This is a genomic window from Wenyingzhuangia heitensis (assembly GCF_011762155.1).
GTDB lineage: Bacteria > Bacteroidota > Bacteroidia > Flavobacteriales > Flavobacteriaceae > Wenyingzhuangia > Wenyingzhuangia heitensis.
The window spans coordinates 32,968-53,532 of record NZ_JAASQL010000007.1 but is presented as its reverse complement, the minus strand read 5'-3'; the positions used below and the strand labels follow the sequence as shown (position 1 = coordinate 53,532).

General features: G+C 31.6%; 16 protein-coding genes. 5 read left to right on the top strand and 11 right to left on the bottom strand.

The genetic code is table 11. The features are described 5' to 3' along the window. Positions 1–79: 79 nt before the first annotated feature. The 6 genes from FHR24_RS14780 to tgt all read right to left on the bottom strand — a co-directional run bounded on the left by FHR24_RS14780 (position 80) and on the right by tgt (position 7,422). Complete coding sequence (locus FHR24_RS14780) at positions 80–1,522, bottom strand: sulfatase-like hydrolase/transferase (protein ID WP_167190720.1); 1,443 nt, start codon at positions 1,520–1,522, stop codon at positions 80–82. Between the two features lie 234 nt (positions 1,523–1,756). Then, positions 1,757–2,875, bottom strand: a complete 1,119-nt coding sequence (locus tag FHR24_RS14775; RefSeq protein ID WP_208412375.1) for a DEAD/DEAH box helicase — start codon at positions 2,873–2,875, stop codon at positions 1,757–1,759. A gap of 82 nt (positions 2,876–2,957) precedes the next feature. Continuing rightward, a complete protein-coding gene (locus FHR24_RS14770) occupies positions 2,958–3,638 on the bottom strand; it encodes a 2'-5' RNA ligase family protein (RefSeq protein WP_167190716.1) in 681 nt (226 codons plus the stop codon). A 144-nt stretch (positions 3,639–3,782) separates the two neighbouring features. After that, on the bottom strand, positions 3,783–5,177 hold the full coding sequence (gene glmM / locus FHR24_RS14765) for a phosphoglucosamine mutase (protein WP_167190713.1): 1,395 nt from the start codon (positions 5,175–5,177) through the stop codon (positions 3,783–3,785). Between the two features lie 20 nt (positions 5,178–5,197). Next, positions 5,198–6,289, bottom strand: coding sequence for an LptF/LptG family permease (locus tag FHR24_RS14760; protein WP_167190710.1), 1,092 nt, complete (start codon positions 6,287–6,289; stop codon positions 5,198–5,200). Between the two features lie 2 nt (positions 6,290–6,291). After that, the gene (tgt, locus tag FHR24_RS14755; RefSeq protein WP_167190708.1) at positions 6,292–7,422 is read right to left on the bottom strand and encodes a tRNA guanosine(34) transglycosylase Tgt; all 1,131 of its coding nucleotides are present in this window, start codon (positions 7,420–7,422) and stop codon (positions 6,292–6,294) included. Positions 7,423–7,575: 153 nt separating this feature from the next. Between tgt and FHR24_RS14750 the strand changes: the two genes are divergently transcribed. Further along, complete coding sequence (locus tag FHR24_RS14750) at positions 7,576–8,451, top strand: AraC family transcriptional regulator (RefSeq protein WP_167190706.1); 876 nt, start codon at positions 7,576–7,578, stop codon at positions 8,449–8,451. Positions 8,452–8,578: 127 nt separating this feature from the next. Continuing rightward, positions 8,579–9,292, top strand: a complete 714-nt coding sequence (locus tag FHR24_RS14745; RefSeq protein WP_167190704.1) for a pirin family protein — start codon at positions 8,579–8,581, stop codon at positions 9,290–9,292. A 103-nt stretch (positions 9,293–9,395) separates the two neighbouring features. On the opposite strand, the gene FHR24_RS14740 is transcribed toward FHR24_RS14745, so the two are convergent. The 4 genes from FHR24_RS14740 to FHR24_RS14725 form a co-directional block, all read right to left on the bottom strand. Beyond that, complete coding sequence (locus FHR24_RS14740) at positions 9,396–10,424, bottom strand: family 16 glycosylhydrolase (protein ID WP_167190702.1); 1,029 nt, start codon at positions 10,422–10,424, stop codon at positions 9,396–9,398. Between the two features lie 94 nt (positions 10,425–10,518). Further along, positions 10,519–11,376 (bottom strand): hypothetical protein, encoded by an 858-nt coding sequence (locus tag FHR24_RS14735; RefSeq protein WP_167190700.1) that lies wholly within the window; start codon positions 11,374–11,376, stop codon positions 10,519–10,521. Between the two features lie 30 nt (positions 11,377–11,406). Beyond that, positions 11,407–12,327, bottom strand: a complete 921-nt coding sequence (locus FHR24_RS14730; RefSeq protein ID WP_167190698.1) for an Ig-like domain-containing protein — start codon at positions 12,325–12,327, stop codon at positions 11,407–11,409. 87 nt (positions 12,328–12,414) lie between these two features. Next, a complete protein-coding gene (locus tag FHR24_RS14725) occupies positions 12,415–13,380 on the bottom strand; it encodes a bile acid:sodium symporter family protein (RefSeq protein ID WP_167190696.1) in 966 nt (321 codons plus the stop codon). Positions 13,381–13,485: 105 nt separating this feature from the next. On the opposite strand from FHR24_RS14725, the gene FHR24_RS14720 reads away from it, so the two are divergent. The 3 genes from FHR24_RS14720 to FHR24_RS14710 all read left to right on the top strand — a co-directional run bounded on the left by FHR24_RS14720 (position 13,486) and on the right by FHR24_RS14710 (position 19,327). Further along, complete coding sequence (locus tag FHR24_RS14720) at positions 13,486–16,314, top strand: M16 family metallopeptidase (protein WP_167190694.1); 2,829 nt, start codon at positions 13,486–13,488, stop codon at positions 16,312–16,314. Positions 16,315–16,488: 174 nt separating this feature from the next. Next, complete coding sequence (locus tag FHR24_RS14715; RefSeq protein ID WP_243846568.1) at positions 16,489–18,384, top strand: sulfatase family protein; 1,896 nt, start codon at positions 16,489–16,491, stop codon at positions 18,382–18,384. A gap of 166 nt (positions 18,385–18,550) precedes the next feature. Next, positions 18,551–19,327 carry a DUF1961 family protein gene (locus tag FHR24_RS14710; RefSeq protein WP_167190692.1) on the top strand — a complete coding sequence of 259 codons (777 nt, stop codon included), beginning with the start codon at positions 18,551–18,553 and terminating at the stop codon, positions 19,325–19,327. A 67-nt stretch (positions 19,328–19,394) separates the two neighbouring features. On the opposite strand, the gene FHR24_RS14705 is transcribed toward FHR24_RS14710, so the two are convergent. After that, the gene (locus tag FHR24_RS14705; protein ID WP_167190690.1) at positions 19,395–20,561 is read right to left on the bottom strand and encodes a DUF4861 family protein; all 1,167 of its coding nucleotides are present in this window, start codon (positions 20,559–20,561) and stop codon (positions 19,395–19,397) included. Between the last annotated feature and the right edge of the window lie 4 nt (positions 20,562–20,565).

Below are 20,565 nucleotides of genomic sequence, written 5' to 3'. Positions count from 1 at the left end.
GCTAAATTAATTCTATAGAATATATGATTTTATCAAAAAAAAACACTTAAAAATTACAATATAACAAATACTTAAAAAATTACTTTTTAGGCACAAAATAATCAGATTTTTTAGCTCCTTCAGGTAAAGATTCTTCAAAGAACTGTTCTCTTTTTCTTTCAAACTCAGCATAACTACCAATTCTATGTCCCATATTTTGTTTATCCCATGCCTGCCACTTACTACGTAAGCTTTCTGCTACTTTTTTATTTTTTGATACTATATTATTTTGTTCCCCTGCATCTTTCTTTAAATTAAACAAACCCGCTTCTTTTAATGGAGAATTTTTTATGTGTTTGTACCCATCTGAAAGAACCGCCCAATTGTTTCTGAATTTCCAGAACAAAGCATTATGAGGAGCTTCTTTTTTCTTACCTGTTAATAAAGGTATCAAATTTTCACCTTCCATTCCATTTCCTTCGCTAGCATCTGCACCTGCCAATTCTACAGCGGTTTTACTAATATCAATTGAAATCACAGGCTTATCATAGACTTGCCCTCCTTTAAGTACAGATGGCCAATAAGCAATAAATGGAACATGTACTCCACCATCAAAATAATCTGTTTTTCCACCGCGAAATGGAGCATTTGAAGATCCATTTCCTCGTTTTGGCAAACGCTTAGATGGAATTGGTCCTCCGTTATCACTTAGGAAAAACACTAGTGTATTTTCAGCAATTTCATTGTCTTCTAACGCTTTTATTACTTTACCAATTCCTTGATCCATAACATCTACCATAGCAGCATACACTCTTCTTTTTTTATCTTTTATATGTGCATAACGCTCAATATCTTCTTTTGGAGCCTGTAAAGGTTGATGGGGTGCGTTGTAAGACAAATACAAAAAGAATGGTTTTTCTTTATTTTCTTTTACAAAATCAACAGCATCGTTACTTAAAGCTGTGGTTAAGTATCCTTTAAAATCAGCTGGTCTTTTGTTGCGAATTAAACCGTGTAAATAGTTTTCTTTAAAAGGTCTAGATACATCTACCTTGTAGTAATCATGTCCTCCTCCTAAAAATCCATAGAAATAATTAAAACCTCTATTCATTGGGTTAAACGGATACGCTGCTCCCAGGTGCCATTTTCCAATAATCCCTGTGGTGTATCCAACTTTTTGCATTCTAGCAGGAAATAAAATTTCTTTTGTAGATATTCCTAAATATGGATTGTTAGGATCATAGGCTGGGTTATGATCAAACCCAAAACGGTGTTGATAACGACCTGATAACAAACCTGCTCTACTAGGTCCACAAAAAGCGTGTGTTACGTAACCTTGAGAAAAAACAACTCCAGCGCTAGCCATTTTGTCTAGATGAGGAGTCTTTATGTTTTTTGATCCTGTAAAACCAGTATCAGCATACCCCATATCATCAGCCATAATAACAATAATATTAGGTTGTTTTTTGACTTCTCTTTTTTGTGAATTAACAGTAGTTAGCACTGTTAGAGACAAAACGATAACTTTAAAAAAAATGTGCATTGTATTTTAAGTTTATGTGTAATTAATCTAAAATTAATTTTTAGATTTTTCAAAGAACATAATTTATAATTAAAACATCTAGCACAAATGATTCCTTATCTATAAATATAGTTTGTACATATAAAATCTAGTTAAGCTATTAACATTTACTAAAAAACACCTACAAAAAAACTCGGATTGCACATCCGAGTTTTTTGTTTTTATAAAAATAAATAAGACTATAAATTTCTCTTATTATACAATCGTATATTTTCCAAAATAAATTTTAAATTCCTTTTGTAATCCCTGTAACTGCTCTAACTCTTTAGACAACACAATAGCCAAAGACAAACCTTTGTTTCCACCACGGGCAGTTCTACCACTACGGTGTACAAAATATTCTGTATTCTCTGGCAGCTGGTAATGAATTACAAAATTCACATTAGGCACATCTATTCCCCTTGCAGCAACATCTGTACAAACTAACAATTGACTAGCTCCATTTTTAAAAGAACGTAAAGATTTTTCTCTATCTCGCTGTCCCATATCACCTTCTAAAGCCGATACAGAAAAACCTTCTTCTGATAATTCTTCTTTTAGTTTTTGAGCCCCTAATTTTGTTTTACAAAACACAATTCCTTTTTCCATTCCTCTACTCTCTACAAAACTGACTAAAACATCTAATTTTTGACCTATTGTAGTTGATATAAATTTATGAGAAATGTTTTCGTTTACCAATTGCTCAGACTCTACCTCTACACGAACAGGATTGTTCATATATGTTTTTACCAAACTATTTAATGCATTTGGAAATGTTGCAGAAAACAACCAAGTGTTTTTTGCTCCTGTAGAAAACTTTAAAATTCTATTTAAGTCTGGTAAAAACCCCATACTTAACATTTCATCAGCCTCGTCTAATACTAACATTTTTATATTGCTAATATCAATTGCAGATCTATCTAACAAATCGCATAATCTACCTGGAGTCGCAACAACTACGTGTGTAGTCCTCTCTAGGTTTTTAATTTGAACGTCTATTTTTTCTCCTCCGTAAACAGCTTCACAAAAAATTCTTTCCGATGCATATTTGGTCAACTTAAACAATTGTTTTTTTATCTGTTGAGCCAATTCACGTGTCGGAGCTAAAACCAAAACCTGAATTTCATTTTTTTTAGGATTTATTTTTTGCAACAATGGCAAACCAAAAGCAATGGTTTTTCCCGTTCCTGTTTGTGCTTTTCCTATATAATCTATTTGTCCTTCCAATAATTTTGGAATGGATCTTTCTTGTATTTCTGTAGGTTGGTTTACTCCCATTTCTTTCATCGATTTGATGAATTCTGGAGTTACTCCTAAATCTTTAAAATTTTTCAAAATTTTAGTATTTAATTTCAATGCAAAGGTACTATTATAATTTAGATATAAGATTTGAGAAATTAGATAAAAGAGACTCTCTTTAGAGTGTAAAATCTGTTAATTTTCTTACCGACTTTTTTCTTTGATACCAGTCGTTATAAACCAATTCTAACCTTTCAACTTTAAAAGTACCAAAATCATAATCTTTAAACTTTTCTACCAGAGCTAAAAACTCATTTTTATTGCTCAATTTTTTTCTAAATCTAACTACTGTTGAGTGTGCTGTCTGAATAGCATAACGTTTATCTATACTTTGTTCTAAAGTGGTTGCTCTAAAATGAGCTCTTAACCTATCTCTTAAAAGATTTATAGATTCATTTTCCATAAAACCTTTAATCATTAAACAACTAGAAGAAGCTGTTACACCTCTGCATGTTATTTTTAAGGGAGTAAAATCGATTAAGCTTTTACAAATAATTTGATTGTAATCTTCAATATTAAGCTTATCTAAATCAAATCCATTATAACACGATATAATGGACATAACTGTAATGTGAATATCTGAATTTTCATAATAATATTGACTAGGTTCTATAAGCTTAAGTTGACGTAAAAAATATTGAATATGGTTCTTTACTTCTTCAGAAGGTCTTAATAAAAGTGTAATTCCAAATCGGTTGTCATTACCAGCATCAATTAAAGGATCTATTTGGCAATTTTCTTTAGCTATTTTTAAAACTGACTCTTTGTACAGAGAATCATAATGTTTCTTTAAATCCATTCTTTTTCTTAACAATTTAGTTTTTTATAAAAGAAAAGTCCGAGAGAATTTCTCGGACTTTTTAATTCGTCAATTTGGACTTAACTAGATCGTTTATGTGCTATAATTTCACATCTCGACTCCGCTCGATGGTCCTACTTTTTATTACAAACCTGCAATTTCTTTGATCTCATCAATGGCTCTAAAAGCCAAAGCATCTGCACTTTGTTGCGAACCACTTTCTGTATAAATTCTAATAATTGGTTCTGTGTTAGATTTACGTAAATGTAACCACTCATCAGCAAAATCAACTTTTACACCATCAATGATATTTACTTCTTCGTTTTTGTATTTCTCTGCCATGGTAGCTAAAATCGCATCAACATCTAAACTAGGTGTTAACTGAATTTTATTTTTACTCATATAGTATTCAGGATAAGAATCACGTAATTCTTTACAAGATTTATTTCCTTTTGCTAAGTGAGATAAAAATAAAGCAACCCCTACTAAAGAATCACGACCGTAGTGGGATTCTGGATAAATGATTCCTCCATTTCCTTCACCACCAATTACGGTATTGGTTTCTTTCATGGCAGTCACCACATTTACCTCTCCCACAGCACTTGCTGTATAAGTTCCACCGTGTTTTTCGGTAACATCTCTTAGGGCTCTAGAAGATGATAGGTTAGATACCGTATTCCCACCTCCTAATTGTCCTAGCACATAATCTGCACAAGCTACCAAGGTATATTCTTCTCCAAACATAGAACCATCTTCGCTAATTAAAGCCAATCTGTCTACATCTGGATCTACTACAATTCCAAAATCTGCTTTTTCTTGTACCACCAATTTAGCAATATCTCCTAAATGTTCTTTTAAAGGTTCTGGGTTGTGAGGAAAATCTCCATTAGGTTCACAATATAATTTTACACATTCTACACCTAATTTTTCTAACAAAGCAGGAATAAAAATTCCTCCTGTTGAATTTACTGCATCTAGAACTACTTTAAAACGGGCTTTTTTAATAGCTTCTACATCTACCAATTCTAAATTTAAAACTTCTTGAATATGTTTCTCTATATATGAATTGTCTTCTGTATAGGTTCCTAAATCATCAACCTCAGCAAATGTAAACGCATCCTTTTCGGCAAATTCTAAAATTTCTAACCCATCGGCACCATTTAAAAATTCTCCTTTTTCGTTTAGCAATTTTAAGGCATTCCATTGCTTAGGATTGTGAGATGCTGTTAAAATAATTCCACCATGTGCTTTTTCTAAAGGCACAGCTACCTCAACCGTTGGAGTTGTAGACAAACCTAAATCTATAACATTAATACCCAAACCTATTAGTGTGTTGGTTACCAAACTACTAATCATAGCTCCAGAAATACGAGCATCTCTACCTACAACTACATTAATTTCTTTAGCTTCTTTATTTCTTTCTTTTATCCAAGTACCATAAGCGGCTGCAAATTTAACTGCATCTAACGGGGTTAGGTTGTCTCCAACTTGTCCTCCAATAGTTCCTCTAATTCCAGAAATTGATTTGATTAACGACATTTTGTTTCCATTTTTAAGGGTTATCCTTGTTTTTTTTCTTTTATGTATAAATACACTGCAATTATTCCAAATATAAAATTAGGCAACCAAGCCATAAAAAGAGCATTAGAATCTGGTGCAGATCCTAGCACTTTTGCAACTTTCATAAAAAACACGTAAATAAACATCAACCCAACTCCAATAGCAAGGTTAATTCCTACTCCACCACGTTTTTTTCTAGAAGCCAAAGACACAGCTATTAATGTTAAAACATAAGCCGAAATGGGCAAACTTGTTCTTTGATATAATTCTACGTAATAAGAATTTAAATTTTTAACTCCTCTTTTTTCTGATTTCTCTATAAACTCAATCAATTTATCAGAAGTTAAGTTCATAGATTTATATCCCGATGTTTTTAAATCTTCTGGAGTAAAATCTAAATCAATTTCTTTGTCTACTCCCGAAGAAAGAGAATCTTTATTAGCAAACACAAAACGTTCTGTATAATCTGGCAGTTTAAAGACAAGCTTCTCTGTATCCCAAACAATATTATTAGACACCAATTTGTATTTAATTTTGGTATCATTAAATTCTGAATAAGAAAAGTTAAAACCTCTATTTCCAGAAACATTAAACGACTTTATAAATACTTTAGCACTATCATTTAGCTGAAGGTTAAAGTTTTTTACAGCTCCTCTACCTCCTAAGTTTTTATTAATATAACTTTTTTCAAACCTATGTCTAATCTCATTTCCTTTAGGCACCACAAAATGATTCATTGCCAAAGCAACACTTGCCAAAATGGTCGCTCCTATAAAATAAGGTCTTAAAAAACGAGTAAACGATATATTGGCACTACTAATGGCTATTACCTCTGTATTATTTGCCAATTTAGAAGTAAACATAATGCAGGCAATAAAAGTAGCCAAGGGTAAAAAAGTGTTTCCGTAATAAACGATAAAATTTAAATAATAATCTCTTAAAATTTCTATCAATGTTAAATCATCGTGGCGTAAAAACTTATCCACTTTTTCAGAAACATCAATTACTACCGCAATAGGTATTAAAATAAACAGCGTAAAAAACACTGATTTTAAATATCTGAATAGTATGTATTTATCTAATATTTTCAAGCTTATAATCTATTATCCATTTGCTTTACCATTTTATCTTTCCATTCTCTAAAATCTCCTGCAATAATATGCTTTCTAGCCTCTCTTACCAACCAAAGATAAAAGCCTAAGTTATGTATGGTAGCAATTTGCTTGCCTAAAAATTCATTAGACACAAATAAGTGACGTAAATACGCTTTAGAATACTCTGTATCTACCCAAGTAATGGCTGCAGGATCTATTGGAGAAAAATCTTTTTCCCACTTTTTGTTTTTAATATTAATGTGACCTTCAGAAGTAAACAACATTCCGTTACGAGCATTACGAGTAGGCATTACACAGTCAAACATATCAACCCCCAAAGCAATGTTTTCTAAAATGTTAATTGGAGTCCCTACTCCCATTAAATATCTAGGTTTGTCTTCTGGTAAAATGCTACACACCACATCTGTCATAGCATACATTTCTTCTGCAGGCTCCCCTACAGACAACCCTCCAATAGCATTCCCTTCTGCTCCTGCATTGGCAATGTATTCTGCAGATTGTTTTCTTAAATCTGTATAGGTACTTCCTTGTACAATCGGAAAGAATGTTTGCTTATAATCGTAAATTTCTGGTGTTTTCTCTAAATGATTGATACATCTATTTAACCATCTATGAGTCATATGCATAGAACGTTTTGCATAATTATAATCACAAGGATATGGAGTACACTCATCAAATGCCATGATAATATCTGCTCCAATTTTACGTTGTATTTCCATTACATTTTCTGGTGAAAAGAAATGGTAAGAACCATCAATATGACTTTTAAACTTTACGCCTTCTTCTTTAATTTTTCTACGTCCAGACAAAGAATATACTTGATATCCTCCTGAATCTGTTAAAATAGGACGGTCCCAATTCATGAATTTATGCAAACCACCAGCACCTTGTATAATGTCTGTTTTAGGTCTTAAGTATAAATGATACGTGTTTGATAAAATAATATCAGGATTGATTTCTTCTTTTAACTCACGTTGATGAACTCCTTTTACAGTACCCATAGTACCTACAGGCATAAATATTGGTGTTTCTATCACTCCGTGATCCGTGGTAACTTCACCAGCTCTGGCTTTACTTTTAGGATCTAATGCTTCTATCTTAAATTTCATAGCGACAAAAATAACACTTTGAAATGAACAAAGGTTTAAAGAATAGAAAAATATAACAATCTCTACTGCAAACTACTTATTACTTTTCTTTAATTATAAAACCTCTAAAAAATTGTACTTTTAATTACCTTTTACCAAACAAATTAACTCATCATGAATCCCATCAAAACATATCAAAAGATAAATGCCTCTAATGATAAAATCAGTTTTGGAATTTCTAATATGGAAACCACATATCTAAAAAGAAATGGTAAAACAGATGAACCCCACAAGCACAATTACTATACTGTTTTGGTTATAAAACAAGCTAAAGGAACTCATAAAATAGATTTTAACACTTATAAAATGGATCGTTATCAATTATTTTTTGTGTCTCCTGGCCAAGTTCATCAAGTGATAGAACAAGAAGCTTCTTTGGGTTTTGCAATGACATTTTCGACTCAATTTTTAATTGAAAATGCTATTCAACTTTCTTTTATTGAAAGTTTAAATCTTTTTCATGATTATGGACAAAGTCCTCCGCTAGCTATTACTAAAAGTCAGTTTGTAAAAATTGACCAATTTACAAACGAAATTTTTCAATTATTTTATGGAAACTCGCAAATGAAAGAATTGTCTATTGGAGCTTTTTTAAAATTGTTTTTAATTGAATGTAACAACATACAATCTATTAATCCGGTAGAGTCATATATAGATATTTCGGAAAACAGGATAATTAGAGAGTTTAAAGAATTGGTAAACCTTAATTATAAAGCAGAACATTCTACCAGCTATTATGCTAACGCTTTACACATTACTCCAGATCATTTAAATAGAATTGTAAAAACCACTATTGGTAAAACAGCCAAAGAATACATTCAGTCTAGAATTATTGTAGAGGCAAAAAGATTATTGTTTCTATCTACTTTAACCAATAAAGAAATTGGTTTTAACTTAGGCTTTAGTGAGCCCGCCAACTTTAGTGCTTTTTTTAAAAAATGTACTTCTTTTTCCCCTTCCCATTTTAAGCGAAAAGAACTTTCTTCCTAAAAATAATACAATGTCGGATTCTCATATGCAAATCCAGATTTCTTATATTCCTCACATTCTGCTTTTGTACCATCTTTGCTATAGAATTAAAAAAGAAAAAATAATTATTTAACATTAAAAAAAAGCAATGAACACAGTAATTCACAAAGCAGAAACAAGAGGACATGCAAATCATGGTTGGTTAAACTCTTACCACACTTTTAGTTTTTCAGGATATCACAATCCAGAAAGAATGAATTTTGGAGTTTTAAGAGTTTTAAATGATGACCAGGTACATTCTGGAAGTGGTTTTGGAAAACATCCACATGAAAACATGGAAATTATTTCTATTCCTTTAGAAGGAGATTTAGAACACCAAGACAGCATGGGAAATATATCTGTAATAAAAGAAGGTGATGTGCAAGTGATGAGTGCAGGTACAGGTATTTATCATAGTGAACGTAACAGAAACCCTAATAAAGATGTAAAATTTCTTCAAATATGGATAATTCCAAACCAAAAGGGAGTTGAACCTCGTTACGATCAAATTTCTACCAAAGAAATTCAAAAAGAAAATCAATTTTATCAAGTACTATCACCTAATAAAGACGATCAAGGAGTTTGGGTACATCAAGATGCTTGGTTTAGTCTTGGAAAATTCACCAAAGAAACGACTATTGAATATACGTTAAAAAAAGAAGGAAATGGAGTTTATGTTTTTGTGTTAGAAGGAAATATTGATGTGAACAGTGAACTTTTATCTAAAAGAGACGGAATGGGAATTTGGAATACAAAAAACTTTAACCTAACCGCAAAAGAAGGAGCCAACGTATTATTAATGGAGGTTCCTATGTTTCTTTAAAAATAATTACAAACATTCCTAATCAACTATAGTTTTAAAACAAAAGAGACCGTATACATACGATCTCTTTTGTTTTTTATCTAAAAATATTTTTAATTTATTATTATTTCAACTCCCAAGTACGCACCCAATCAAACCTAGTGTAACGTTCTTCTAAAGGTTTGGTAAATCCCATTTCTTCTGCTGTTGTCTCTTCTATCCAATCGTAAAAGTTACTAGACATAATTAAACGTAATTCTCCTTTAAAAGCAACAGCAGGAGTTACTTGTTTTACAAAATCTCCATCAATAAAAAAGTCTACACGCTCTCCTCCTGGATACCAATAAGCAGCGTAAACATGAAATTTATCTGCATTTTTTTCATCAAAATTCAGTTTCCCTCCTTTGGTTTTTTTCCCTCCAGTATAGCAATCTCCTGCATTATGTCTGTGTGTGTTATAATGAAAAATACGATCCCACTTAGAATCTACCGCCCAATCATCTTTCGTCCAAGCATCTCCTTTTTCACCTGTAAAAACTCCTACACACTCTTGAATATCAATTTCTAAATTCTCTCCATAACTTAGGTTACTACTACATGGAATTGGAGGCGTTTTTAACCAAAAAGCTGCTGACATTGCTGTACCACTAGCTTTCATTCTAGCTTCCATATAATACCCTTCTTTGGCTGATGTTTTTCCGTACAAATAAGCACCACCATACCTTCTGTTAGCAGGCTGAGAAGTATTATCCTTAGGACCGTATTGTGGAGAAGCATACTTTATACCTTGTATTCTTAAATGTCCATCTCCAACAGATACATTGTCTTCATCAAACAATGACCTATTTGATCCATACCATCCTCTATCATTTCCATTCCACATTGTTTCTGGAGTAGGATTCCATTTTTTGGTATCTAATTTACTTCCTTCAAATTCATCTGAAAGCTCAACTACTTTTACCCATTTTTTATCTGTGGTATTAGGATCCTGATTGGCATTAAATGTGGGTGCACTAACATCTGACCCTAACAAAGTTTCTTCTTCTAAATTTTCTTCTTCGCTTGGTGGGACAAAATTATCTCCAGTAGCATTGCTACAATTCCAAAACAAACACATGGTAACAATGACCATTGATTTTAAAACTATCTTCATTTTATATACTTTTTTTTCAAAGCTAACAGATAGGTTTTATAACTATGGTGTCTTTGGATTTAAACACTACCACAAATGTTTTGATTGAGACTAGTTACAAATCTAAAAACACTCCTCCACTGTACGATGGAGCCGCCACAATAATTCTACCCGACACTACCGAAGTATAAGTAAATGAAAGTCCCACTTTAGAGGTTATATAGTAAGCCACCTCTGCTCCTAAATTTGTGTACTCTATATTGTTAGCAAAAATGCTTCCGTTTACACTTCCTGCATCACTTAAAGATCCATTTCTGGTAGATTCTAAAACAGTCAACCTACCTATAAGCCATAGTCTATTAAAAAACTGAACACCTAATTCTCCTCCATAATAGACCTCATCAGAAAACCCCTCTGTTCTATGATTATAAGCCAAATGTGTTTTTGCATAAGCCCCTAAGTTTCCTAATACAAAAGGAATTCCTAGATCTACCTGTAATTGCTGATTAAATTCTCCATCTCCGTTTTGCAGCACCGCTCTTTCATTTCCTCCTTCTGTTTCTCCTAATGGAATCCCAAACTTTAAAGTTGATGAAACAGCTAACTTACTGTTCTTCAATAACGAATATCGAATTCCTATATCTGTATCTCCAAAACTGTTTAATGCTGCACCTTCTGTAACAACAGTTCCTCTGGTAGCAGAAACCGATTTGTTTTGAAAACTCCTTACATAGAATGGAATGTAAGCTATTATATCTAACTTATCTGTCAATCCGTACTCCCCATACAAACTAACATTAAACACTCCTCTTGTTGTTAAAGGAGACTTGTCTCCTGAATCTGTAAAATGTTCATCAGCTTGTAAATACCAAGTTGATAATTTAAAATATCCGTTACCTTTTCCTTTCGTCCATTGTGCCATTACATTTGCAGTAAACAAAAGCATGGCTATCATTATAAATTTATTTTTCATCTGTTATGTTTAGTATATGTCTAGTTTTGTTTAGTTAAAAGTTCCTCCCCCCAAATACACATCAAATGGGTCACACCAAAAAATAATGTAGTTGTAATCGTTCACATCAATATTGTTTAGTAAAATTGACCACGCTCCAGTTCTTTCATTTACTTGTCCTCCTACTTTTATAGCTGCGCTGATAGAGTTAGGATTGTTAGATAAATAAAAATAGCCTCCAGGTGCAGAGCTCACACTAAAATCATCTGAAAAATTTAAACTTGAATTGGTAAACGTAACATTACCAGATAAACCATAAGAACCCGATAAAGTAGCTTGTTTAGAAACAGCAGTAATAACACTTAGTTGAGTTGTATCCGTTAATGTATTTCCTTGATCTTGAACAGTAACCGTAATTGTTGTATTTCCTGAGGCTTTTGCAGTAACTAGACCTGTAACTGCATTAATACTAGCTATATTTGAATTGGAGCTGGACCAGTTTAAAACTCCCTCTCCAATATAATCTGCATTGTAATTATAGGTAGCACCAATCAGCATTGAGGTTGTTCTTGGGTTATTAATAACTAGCGTTCCTTCTTTTATTTCATCCACAGTAATAGTTCCTATGCTTTGGGTAATAGTTTGTGATGTTTTTTTGGGATTATCATCTGTTACACTAGCTATTATAATTGCTTGTCCCGTACCTACTGCAGTTGCCAATCCTTGACTGCTTACTGTAATTACAGTAGTATTGGAACTAGACCAAGTAATTGGTGTATCTATTTGTTGTCCAATATCATTAAAAAAAGAAGCAGAAAATTGATACGTATTATTCAAACCTATTCTTGCAGGGACAGGGTTTTGAATGTCAACTCTAAATTCTGGTTCTACATAATCGTCTACCAAATCTTCTTGAATACAGGAAGTGAGGCTGATTAGTAGTAAAAAACTAAAAAAGTGCATTGTTTTCATTTAGGGTATAAGTGTTGGTTAGTTATCTTTTGGTCGACACATAACTAAATCAATTACAAACACTTATAAAAAAACTATTTTCTATTGTTAATTTCTATTCCCCAATTTGTTGGCTACAAAAGCTAAAATCATTAATTGACTAATGTGATATAACATAACTGGTAACAAATACATACCTGCACTTGGATTGTTTAAAAAAATAATTTTTAACATGGCAGAACCGTGAACCAACGATTTTTTAGAACCACAAAACATGGCCGTAATTTTATCTTGATACTTTAATTTAAGAAATTTAGAAGTCACAAAAACAATAGCCATTAACAGACCAAAAAGAAACACAACTATAAAAAATAAATAGACTAAGTTTAAAATGCTTACTCCACCAAAAATGTTTTCTAAAATAGAACTACAAAAACTAGCATACACAATTAATACAATAATTACCTTATCAAAAAAAGCAATTCGTTTTGAGTTTTTCTTTGCATACACTCCTATTTTTTTATTGAACAACAAACCTAATGTTAAGGGTGCTATAATCTGAATAAAAAGTTTTAAAAACACAGATGAAAGTGAGATATTGCCTGACGTAGACACAAATATACTAATCCAAACAGGAGTTACAAACACACCTATAATTCCAGAAATACTTGCATTAAAAATGGCCGAAGGCACGTTTCCTTTTGCCAAAGAAACCATAACTACCGAAGAAGAAACTGTAGAAGGCAAAGCTGCTAAAAAGAACAATCCTATCCAAAAATCTGGCCCTACTAAATTTGTAATTATAGGTTTTAACAAAATTAAAATTATAGGAAAAATTAAAAAAGTAGTTATCTGAATTAAAACATGAACCTTGTAGTTTCTTAATCCTGATTGTATTTCTTTAAAGGATAATTTTAATCCATAAAAAAAGAAAATACACGCAATTCCAATATTAGTTATTTCCTTAATTTTTAAAAGTTTGGCTCCGTTAGGAAATACAACAGCAATTAAAATAGCACCTAATAAAGATAGAATAAATCCATCAATAGGAATTTTTAGTTTTTTTTGGAACATTGTTTGGTAACTCTATATCTTTAATTAAAAACGAAATTAATCCTTTTGAAACATATTCTTTGATCTATAATTAATAAGTTTATAAAAAAAAGCATCCTTTATCTTATGAAAAAAGTACTTATAGTTGCCACATTTATAGTTGCATTTATCTCTTGTAATCGCATTTCTAATCCAGAAACAACCAACAAAACAGCGACAACCTCTGCTATTCCTACAGATAAAAATGTAAAAAAAGGAGTTTTATCTAACGGTATGACATATTACATTAGACAAAATTCTAAACCAGAACAAAAAGTAGAATTGCGTTTGGTGGTGAAGGCAGGCTCTATTCTAGAAAACGAAAAACAATTAGGATTGGCTCATTTTATGGAGCATATGAATTTTAATGGTTCTAAGAACTTTAACAAAAATGAACTAGTAGATTATTTACAAAGTATTGGAGTTAAGTTTGGAGCTCACCTAAATGCCTACACCAGTTTTGACGAAACTGTTTACATATTGCCCATTCCTACAGACGATGATGAAAAACTAGAAAAAGGATTTCAAATTATAGAAGACTGGGCTTTTAACGCTTCTTTAACAGATGAAGAAATAGACAAAGAAAGAGGTGTAGTTCTAGAAGAATATCGATTAGGTTTGGGAGCAAACAAAAGAATGTTAGCCGATTATTTACCTAAATTAATGTACAAATCTCGTTATGCAGAGCGTTTGCCTATAGGAACTAAAAAAGTCTTAGAAAATTTTACTTATAAAGATTTAAGGGAGTTTTATAAAAATTGGTACAGACCCGATTTAATGGCCATTGTTGCCGTAGGTGATGTGAATGTAAAAACGCTAGAAGAAAAAATAAAGACTCACTTTGAAAAATATCCTGCTGTAAAAAAACCTAAAAAAAGAACAGAATACACCACTCCAAATCATAAAAAAACATTGGTTTCTATTGTTACAGATCCAGAAGCAACTAGATCAACCGTACAATTATATTACAAAAGCACAGCTACTGCCAAACCTGTTGTTACTATTGCTGATTATCAAGAAAGTTTGATCAACAATTTATTTAGTACGATGTTAAACAATCGTTTAAGCGAACTAAAAAACAAAGAAAACCCTCCTTTTATTTATGCAGGTTCTTGGTATGGTAATATTTGGGATAAATCTAAAAATGCATATCAAAACTATGCTATTAGTAGCGAAACAGGTCAAATAGAAGCTTTTAAAACTTTGGTAAAAGAAAATGAAAGAGCCTTTCGCTTTGGATTTTTAGAAAGCGAATTAGAAAGAGCTAAAAAATCATTATTAAATAGCATGGAGAGAGCTTTTAACGAAAAAGAAAAATCAGAATCTAAAAGCTATACGTCAGAATATATTCAAAACTTTTTAAATGCAGAACCTATTCCAGGAGTTGAGTGGGAGTTTAAAAATTTACAAGAATTGTTGCCTAAAATTTCTTTAAATGATTGCAATTCTTTACTTAAAAACTACATTCATAACAACAACCGTGTTATAATATTTACAGGACCACAAAAAGAAAACATTCCCCATATTACTGAAACAGAAGTTATTCAAATTTTAAATAAAGTAAAAAAATCATCACTAAAACCTTATCAGGAAAAAGAATTAGGAGATGGATTGATGTCTACACTACCAATAGCAGGGAGCATTACCCAAATAGAAAAAGACACGGTTCTAAACATTACAAAAATCACTTTAAGTAACGGAGTAAAAGTAAGTTACAAAAAAACAGATTTTAAAGACAATCAAGTTCTATTTAGAGCTTTTAGTTTTGGAGGATCTTCTTTATTAACAGATGAAGAATACAAACAAACCAGCATTGCCAATAGAGCTTTAACAGAAGCAGGTGTTAATGGATATTCTAAAAATGATTTGCAAAAATTATTGGCTGGTAAATCCGTAAGTGTTTCTCCATCTATTGGAAGTTTAAGTGAAGGAATGAGTGGAGCTTCAACTCCAAAAGATTTAGAAACCTTTTTTCAATTAACACATTTGTATTTTACAAAACTAAATTACGATGTAAAAGCCTACAATTCTTACAAAAATAAAATGCAGGCTTACTTAAAAAACGCAATTTCTAAACCCTCAACCTATTTTTCTGTAGAGGTTGATCAATTTTTAAATCAACACAACAAAAGACACATTGGTTTTCCTACAGATGAGGTCTGGAACCAAACAAATTATAAGTTAGCGTATCAAAAGTACAAAGAACGTTTTGCCGATGCTTCTGATTTTAACTTTTACTTTGTAGGTAACTTTGATGAACAAACTTTGCAAGAATATTGTAAAACTTACCTGGCTTCTTTACCTAGCACATATTCTAAAGAAACTTACAAAAATGTTTCTACAAAACCGATGGAAGGTATTTTAGAAAAAACCGTTTTAAAAGGAAACGAACCTAAAAGTTTGGTCAGAATCCTATTTTCTGGCTTAGCAAAAGAATACACAAAAAATGAAGATTATTATTTAAGAAGTCTTGGAGAAGTGCTCTCTATAAAACTTATTGAACAATTAAGAGAAGAAGAAAGTGGTGTTTATGGAGTTTCTGCCAAAGGAGGTATTAGAAAACTACCTGTTAAACAATACAATTTTTCTATTGCTTTTCCTTGTGGTCCAGAAAATGTAGACAAGCTAATTCAAAAAGCTTTAGCTGAATTAGAAAAAATAAAAAACAACGGTATTTCTGATAAGGATTTAAACAAAATTAAAGAAACCCAATTGTTAGATTACAAACAAGCTTTAAAACAAAATGGCTTCTGGATCAATAAAATTAAAAATGCGGATTTTTATAAAACTGATATTCATAATTTCTTAAATCAGAAAGAAAAAATAAAGCAATTAACATCTGAAGACCTTAAGAAAGTAGCCAACAAATATTTAACAAAAAACAAAATAACAGCGGTTCTTAAACCTCAGAATTAAACCATCTATACAAACTAAAGTCTCAATAACAACTTGTTCAGTTTTTGTACAGGTTTATGTATGCTAAATTATATATCTAATTATAAATTGTTATAATTTTAGACTCACGTTTTTTTTAAAGAAAAAAACATCAAAACATATATGTAATAAGTACATTTTAAATTTATTATATAAATGATAAACATTTATTTTTATAGACCAATTCAATTTAAAGTAATTATGAATCCATTAAGACTAATTTTATTAGTAGCAATTACCATGCTGTCTGCATGTGCACAAAAACAAGAAAAAATAGAACATCCAAATATTGTTTGGATTACCTCTGAAGACAATTCTAAACACTATTTAAAACTTTTTGATGATAACGGTATTGCAACTCCTAATATTGAAGCTTTAGCAGAACAAGGTGTTATTTTTGACAATGCTTTTTCTAACGCTGCTGTTTGTAGTGCTGCACGTTCTACTTTAATTTCTGGAATTTACGGACCTAGAATTTCTTCACATTATCACAGAAGATTACAACAAGTACCTATGCCAAACAATGTAGAAATGTATCCAGCTTATTTAAAACAAGCAGGTTATTATACTACCAATTGCTATAAAGAAGATTACAACATTATCAAATCAGATACCGTGTGGGATTCTTCTTCTAAAAAAGCAACGTGGAGAAATAGAAAACCAGGACAACCTTTTTTCCATGTATTTAATATTATGACTACTCACGAAAGTAGAGTGCATTTTACACAAGAAGATTACGAAACAAAAAAAACAAATGCCAACCCAAAAGATTATTCTGTACAACCAAATCATCCAGATACAAAATTGATGAAATATACCAACGCTTGGTATAGAGACAAAATTGTGCAAATGGACACAGAAGTAGGTCAAGTTGTAGATGAATTAAAAAAAGATGGTTTAATGGACGATACTTTTATTTTCTATTTTTCTGATCACGGTGGAGTTTTACCAGGAAGCAAAGGATATATTTTAGAAACTGGTTTAGAAGTACCAATGGTAGTTTACATTCCAGAAAAATATAAACATTTGGTAAACATAAAAGCTGGAACTAGAAACGATGGTTTTGTAAGTTTTGTAGATTTTGGAGCAACATTAATGAACATTGCTGGAATTAAAATACCAGAAGGAATTGATGGAAAACCTTTCTTAGGTAAAAATATTTCTGCTAAAGAGCTTAGTGATCGTGATGAAACTTTTAGTTATTCTGACAGAATGGACGAAAAATACGACATGGTTAGAGGATATAGAAAAGGAAAATACAAGTACTTAAGAAATTTTCAGCCTATTAATTATGATGGATTGATGAACAACTACCGTTACAAACAATTGGCTTATAAGGAGTGGAGTGAATTGAATGAAGCAGGAAAATTAAATGAAGTTCAATCACAATTTTTTAACACAAAAGCTCCTGAAGCTCTGTATGATATTGAAGCAGATCCATATGAAACAAAAAATTTAGCAAACGATCCTGCTCTTAAAAACAAATTGGTTGAATTAAGAGGATTGCTAACCAACAAAATGGAAACTATCAACGATTTATCTTTGTATCCAGAATTTTACTTAATCAAAAATGCTTTTAACAATCCTGCTGCTTTTGGTAAGACTCACCAAGCAGATATTAAACAATACTTGTCTGTTGCCAATTTAGCTTTAGAAGATTTTAAAACTGCTAAAAATAAGATTGAAAAATACTTAAATTCTAAAGACTCTTGGGAAAGATATTGGGCTATTAATGCTTGTACTAGCTTTGGAAAACAAGCAGATCAATTTGTTAAAAATGCGATTAAGATATCTGAAAATGATTCAGAACTAATTAACAGAGTGAAAGCTGCTGAATTTTTAGGAGCCATTGGAAATAAAAATCCAGTAAAAGTAATGACACAAGCTTTATACGATTCTAAAGATCCTAATGAAGCTTTGTTAATGCTAAACTCTATTGTAGTTATGCAAGATGGATTTGATTATAAATTCAACCTTGAAAAAGAAAAATTAGCAACTGTTTATACAGAACCACAAGCTGTAAGAAGATTGGATTATTTAGGAGTTAAATAATCTCATTCTTTTTCCAAACACAAGCCGTTCCTTAACCAAGGAGCGGCTTGTGTTTTTAGGAGCTATTTTGCTCTAATACAAAGGGTAAATTCGTCTACTTTGTTTTAATACTATTTCTATCTGCTAAAACAAAGTATATTTATATTACACTCATAATTCTATCAAAATGAAAAAAATATTCTTTTGTTTTTCTATTCTAATTTTAACACTTTTAAGTTGTAAACATTCATCTAGCTATCAAAAAAAAACGCTTTTATTTTCTGATGATGGAACCCAAAACTGGACACAGAACTGGATGTTAGATGGTACAAAATCTAAAGTAGTTAATTCTAAAAAAGGAATGGAATTAATTGCTGGACCAGAACATGGAAATGATACTTGCCATACCGTTTTGTGGACTAAAAAAAGCTTTAAAGGAAACATTTGTATTGAATATGATTACACCAAAACAGATACTACCTCTAGATGTGTGAACATTCTTTATTTTCATACTACAGGAAAAGGGACTGAAGAATATCCTACTGATATTTCTTTATGGAATAACAAAAGAACGGTTCCGCACATGAAAACTTACTTTAACAACATACATACCTACCATATTAGTTATGCTGCTTTTTCTGCTAAAGAATATTCTGGAGACCATGATTACATTCGATTAAGAAGATACAATCCCACACAAATAGGTTTACAAAACACCGATGTTCCTGGAGATCATTTTAACACTGGACTTTTTAAAACCAATCTTACGTATCACATTCAAGTTTTTAAATACAAAAGCCAGATTGAAATGCACATTCAGAACAAACAAGATACTGCTGATCAAAAAATTTGCAAATGGGATGTTTCTGAGTTTGCTGATTGCAATTATGGCCGAGTTGGACTAAGACACATGTATACCCGAAGTGCCAGGTACAAGAACTTTAAAATTTGGCAATTAGAATAGATTTATTCCATAAAAAACCCTCGGAACAGTAAATTCTTCCGAGGGCTTCTACTTCTTTTCTAAAGTATTATTTAAGTTCTACTAGCAAAGGATGTTCTAATTTGTTTTTAAAATCTTTTAAATACGCTTTCCACTTTGCTGCTGTGGTAAACTCACCTGCTTTTTTCCATCCAAATCCTGCGTAGTGAGTAACTTTATTGTTATTAACTTTTACATGTGCATAGGCATTACACAAATCTTTTTCTTCTACTATATAGGTTTCTTGCCCTAAAAAATCATTATCATTGATTACAATTCCAGTTCCTATTTCAGAATCTTGTAAAGGCTCCCAATAACTCATCCAACCTTGTTCTTGGTTAACATCAACTTTTCCTTTTTGATCGTGTAGTGTTAAACCTACTGAAACTTTATCTGCACCGGTAATAAAAGTTTCTATTTTAGATAAATTACTTCCCTTGTCTAGTGTGATGATTTTATACTCTGTAACCGTTTGATCTTCTACTTTCCAATCAGCAAATTTTAAATAGAAAGAAGTTCTTAAAGGTCCTGTTGTAATGGTTTTCCATGCTGTATAATTCTTAGAAAAATGATACGTGTCTTTTCCTTTGATTGCCAACCCTCCTATTCCTCTACTTACTCCAACATGAAAATTATCTAAACCTTCTCCCGTGTCTTTATGATAAGCCCCAGGATGTTCGTCATTTTCTGCATACCATTTGTTGATAATTGGATACGAAACTCTTTTTAACCAACCATCTATTCCACTAGAGAGTGTACCCCCAGGAACTCTATCTTCTATCATTTTTTGAGCAGTCGGTCCATACATTCTAAAAGCAACTTTGTCATTTTCCCACGTATAATCATCGGTACGTTCTGGAACAAATCTTGAGTAACACCATTCTTCAGAATTGGGTTGTTCTTGCTCTGTAACCGTGACTACAGCATAAGTTGTTTTAGAATTACTTTCTACTTTGGGCTGAAATAACAATTCGTCCATTTTTCCATCTCCATCAACATCTACCAATTGCACAACTTCTAATTTTTCTGTAGTTGTATTTTTTATTCCTATATTTTTGAGACTTTCTACTTGTAAAAATGCTTTAGTTAAGACCACATTCTCAGAAGAACGAGGAACATCCAATGTATTTTTAACAACAATGTTTGTTTGTTTCTTGCAAGACAAGAAACAAACAAACAATAAAAAGACTCCTATTTTATTTATTGTACGTAACATAAAA

Bases quoted from the DNA above. Each gene is read 5' to 3' on its own strand.
- tgt (WP_167190708.1), bottom strand. From the start codon at position 7,422: ATGAAATTTAAGATAGAAGCATTAGATCCTAAAAGTAAAGCCAGAGCT.
- FHR24_RS14745 (WP_167190704.1), top strand. From the start codon at position 8,579: ATGAACACAGTAATTCACAAAGCAGAAACAAGAGGACATGCAAATCAT.
- FHR24_RS14710 (WP_167190692.1), top strand. From the start codon at position 18,551: ATGAAAAAAATATTCTTTTGTTTTTCTATTCTAATTTTAACACTTTTA.
- FHR24_RS14715 (WP_243846568.1), top strand. From the start codon at position 16,489: ATGATAAACATTTATTTTTATAGACCAATTCAATTTAAAGTAATTATG.
- FHR24_RS14720 (WP_167190694.1), top strand. From the start codon at position 13,486: ATGAAAAAAGTACTTATAGTTGCCACATTTATAGTTGCATTTATCTCT.
- glmM (WP_167190713.1), bottom strand. From the start codon at position 5,177: ATGTCGTTAATCAAATCAATTTCTGGAATTAGAGGAACTATTGGAGGA.
- FHR24_RS14725 (WP_167190696.1), bottom strand. From the start codon at position 13,380: ATGTTCCAAAAAAAACTAAAAATTCCTATTGATGGATTTATTCTATCT.
- FHR24_RS14750 (WP_167190706.1), top strand. From the start codon at position 7,576: ATGAATCCCATCAAAACATATCAAAAGATAAATGCCTCTAATGATAAA.
- FHR24_RS14705 (WP_167190690.1), bottom strand. From the start codon at position 20,561: ATGTTACGTACAATAAATAAAATAGGAGTCTTTTTATTGTTTGTTTGT.
- FHR24_RS14735 (WP_167190700.1), bottom strand. From the start codon at position 11,376: ATGAAAAATAAATTTATAATGATAGCCATGCTTTTGTTTACTGCAAAT.
- FHR24_RS14780 (WP_167190720.1), bottom strand. From the start codon at position 1,522: ATGCACATTTTTTTTAAAGTTATCGTTTTGTCTCTAACAGTGCTAACT.
- FHR24_RS14730 (WP_167190698.1), bottom strand. From the start codon at position 12,327: ATGAAAACAATGCACTTTTTTAGTTTTTTACTACTAATCAGCCTCACT.
- FHR24_RS14740 (WP_167190702.1), bottom strand. From the start codon at position 10,424: ATGAAGATAGTTTTAAAATCAATGGTCATTGTTACCATGTGTTTGTTT.
- FHR24_RS14770 (WP_167190716.1), bottom strand. From the start codon at position 3,638: ATGGATTTAAAGAAACATTATGATTCTCTGTACAAAGAGTCAGTTTTA.